This window comes from Capnocytophaga sp. oral taxon 329 str. F0087, assembly GCF_000213295.2.
GTDB lineage: Bacteria > Bacteroidota > Bacteroidia > Flavobacteriales > Flavobacteriaceae > Capnocytophaga > Capnocytophaga leadbetteri_A.
This window is the reverse complement of record NZ_KN390015.1, coordinates 4051-7330: the sequence shown is the minus strand read 5'-3', so window position 1 is coordinate 7330 and position 3280 is coordinate 4051. Positions and strand designations below refer to the sequence as shown.

Below are 3280 nucleotides of genomic sequence, written 5' to 3'. Positions count from 1 at the left end.
AACCACCAACAGCTACGCTCTATCGCTATAAGAGTAGGTACAGAGGTGTGTTGCAATAAGGGTACTATATATTGACTGATGCCGAAAGCCCCAGTAGAAACGTAGTGAGGGGCGTGTAGGGCTTGTAGTTGGGTATCGGCAGCGTTCATTAGCAGAAACAGACTCATCATCACCATTTCGGCATAGAGAATATTGTTAGCATCTTTTTTAGCCCACCCTTTTAGTTCAGTTTTCTGAAAACGAGGTACTTTTAGTATATTACGCCGTATCCAGAAAGTGATAACAGCTATAATAACTAAAAGAGCTAACCCCTCAAAAGCAGTGATTAAGAAGTAGTACCAAACTCCTAAGCTAGCAAATATGCGGTGAGAGCCTGTAAGTCCGTCAATGATGATTTCTAAAAGCTCTATGTTGATAATCAAGAAGCCTGCATATACTATAAGGTGTAGTACGGCTACTATGGGGCGCACTAACATCTTTTGTTGCCCAAAGGCTATACGCAGCATATTCTTTAGGCGTTTGCGTTTGTGGTCGGTTACTACCTCAGGGCGACCTAAACGTATGTTGCGTATGAGTTTGCGTATATTATAAATGAAAAAGCCTCCTCCTATACAGAGAAGTATCGCAAATACTATGTTAGGGAGGAAGCTCATTATACGTTTATATTATTCTGATTTTTCTTCGTCTTGAGGTTCGTATACTTTGGCTTTTTTGCCAAAGATAGAGAAATGTACGTAGCGCTTAGGATTTAGGCGGAAGTCTTGCAGCAACAGCTCTAACTGTTTAGCAGACTTGTCTAAGTCTTTGTATAGCGCTTCATCTTTCATCAGTTTGCCTATAGTGCCTTTGCCCCCTTCTATATCAGCCAAAAGGGTATTGAGGTTGTTAAGAGTAGTTTGAGCATCGGCTATAACCTTGTTAAGTTCAGCTTCTGATAGTTCGCCAGATACTTTAGCCAAATCAGTAGTGATTTTATTAGCGTTTTGTAGGGTAGAGCGCAGGTTGCTTTGGCTATCAGCTAATAATTTATTGAGGGTAACTGATGCTTGGTTGAGGTTGCGCATAGTAGCACTGATTTCAGCTATAGCTACTTTTAGGTCGTTAGAGGTTTTAGCATCTAAAATCTTATTTACACCGGTAAGGGTAGTATCAGCCTGATTGAGTAAATGGTTTAGTTTTTCTTGAGTAGGCTTAATAGAAGATGAGATAGACGCAAGCATATCTTCTTGAATACGCGCTTCGAGTACATCGCCTGATACCGCTATAGGGGCATTGTCAAAAGCAGGGATAATCTGAAGTCCAGCACCGCCTAATAAACTGTTGTACAGCTCGGCTACACTATTTTTAGAGAATGAAAAATCGTCAGAGCACTCCATAGTGATTTTGATTTTTGCTGTTTTCTCTTCTAAATCAACAGCTTCAACACTACCTACTTTTACTCCGTTTACAGTTATTTGAGTACCTGTTTTTAATCCGCCTGAATGAGGGAAGTAAGCGTAATAGGTATTGGTTTTATTAAATATAGATTTTGATTTTAGGAAGTTAAATCCTACGAAAAAAGCAGCAATACCTGCTATTACTATAATGGCTGTTTTTACTTCTTTTGATAATTTCATCAGTTTTTATTTATAGGTTCTATTTTTCTATTTGTTTAGCTTTCTCTATAGTGATTCGTTTCCCAAGATAAAAAGCCGCTATATAAGCATCTTTGTAGCCTTTTTTTTTAGCATTACTCAGTAGGGTAAGAGCCTCTTTGTGTCGTTTAGCATTGCCGTAATAATACACATATACTTTGCCGTCTTTTTCTGTTGAGATAGGCGAGAGCCCTTTGAAGTTAAACGGCTTAGCTTCCAAGCGTTTGGGACTAGACGAAATTTGCACTTTGTAAGATACACTCCCCTTTTCGGTAGGGTGGTTTGCAGGCTGTTTTCTGCCTGTGCCGTGTACTGATACAGTGTCGCTAGGCGCTACGTATGAACTTTGCCCTTGTATCCATTTTTTATAGGTTAGGATAGCTGTAGCAATGTTTTCGGCAAACTCTTCTTGCCCTTTCTCTGAGGTTAAGAATTTTCGCTCTTCGTTATTAGTAAGAAAGGCCGTCTCGATAAGGATACTAGGCATATAGGTTTGGTGCAGCACTATGAAGCCTGCTTGGCGCACACCTCTGTTGGCGCGCTTCATAACCCCTGTTAGCTGACTTTGCACTATCTTAGCCAATTGTATGCTTTGCTCTAAAAACTCTTCTTGCATAATAGAGAGCCCAATAATAGACTCGGGAGAGTTGATATTGTACTGGGCATACTTCTTCTTATAATCATCTTCTAGATAGATTACTGAGTTTTCAGCCTTAGCTACCTCGAAGTTTTGTTCGTTAGCATTCAACCCTAATACATAAGTTTCAGCCCCTTCTACTTGTGTTTCGTGGGCGTTGCAGTGTATCGATACGAATACATCTGCTTTGTTTTTGTTGGCGATAGCTCCTCGCTCGTATAGGTCGATAAGCTCATCGGTTTTGCGGGTGTAAATAACCTTGATGTCAGGGTGAGCTTCTAATTTCTTTCCTACCAGAAGGGCTATTTTTAGCACTACGTCTTTCTCATAAATAGTTTTATTGACTACCTTACCAGGGTCTTTTCCTCCGTGCCCTGCGTCTAAAACTACTTTGAAAACGGGTGTCTTCTGAGCATACCCACTCAGGGGAATAGCCCAGCATAACCAGAAAAGTATGAGGCGTAAAAGTTTCATCAATTAGTTTTTTGTTTTAATTGGGGGCAAAGATAACGGTTTTAGCTTACAATGCCAAACTTCCCTACATATTTAACTGATTATTAACGCTTCAAATTCTTCTTCACTTATCATTTTTACCCCTAAGCTTTCTGCTTTTTCTTTTTTGCTAGGTCCCATATTATCGCCTACTATTACATAGCTGGTTTTAGATGAGATAGACGAACCTACTTTGCCACCATGTTGCTCTATAAGGGTTTTGAGTTCATCGCGTGAGTGTAGGTGGAATACCCCTGATACTACAAAAGTGAGCCCTTTTAGCTTGTCAGTCTGCCCTTCGGTAGCCTGTTCGCTTAGGGCAAATTGTAGTCCGTAGCCTTTTAGACGCTCTATAAGGGCGCGGTTATAAGCATCGGCAAAGAAACTCACTACACTGCTAGCTATCTGGTTGCCTATTTCGTCTACTTCTATTAGCTGCTCAATAGTAGCTGCTTCGAGGGCTTCTATGGTTTTGTAGTGGCGTGCCAATTTCTTGGCTACAGTCTCGCCTACATAT

The 3280-nt window shown here is 40.5% G+C and carries 3 protein-coding genes and 1 pseudogene; all 4 read right to left on the bottom strand.

Going from position 1 to position 3280, the window contains the following annotated elements:
• Positions 1-653 (bottom strand): annotated as a pseudogene (locus tag HMPREF9074_RS07750) (Fe-S oxidoreductase); the annotation flags it as partial.
• A gap of 12 nt (positions 654-665) precedes the next feature.
• Positions 666-1616 carry an MlaD family protein gene (locus tag HMPREF9074_RS07745; protein WP_009391218.1) on the bottom strand — a complete coding sequence of 317 codons (951 nt, stop codon included), beginning with the start codon at positions 1614-1616 and terminating at the stop codon, positions 666-668.
• A 19-nt stretch (positions 1617-1635) separates the two neighbouring features.
• Entirely contained in the window at positions 1636-2745 is a 1110-nt protein-coding gene (locus HMPREF9074_RS07740) for an N-acetylmuramoyl-L-alanine amidase family protein (RefSeq protein ID WP_009391219.1), read from the bottom strand.
• Positions 2746-2817: 72 nt separating this feature from the next.
• Positions 2818-3280 (bottom strand): helix-hairpin-helix domain-containing protein (locus HMPREF9074_RS07735; protein WP_304413019.1); only part of this gene is annotated, 463 nt, incomplete at its 5' end.

Bases quoted from the DNA above. Each gene is read 5' to 3' on its own strand.
- HMPREF9074_RS07745 (WP_009391218.1), bottom strand. From the start codon at position 1,616: ATGAAATTATCAAAAGAAGTAAAAACAGCCATTATAGTAATAGCAGGT.
- HMPREF9074_RS07740 (WP_009391219.1), bottom strand. From the start codon at position 2,745: ATGAAACTTTTACGCCTCATACTTTTCTGGTTATGCTGGGCTATTCCC.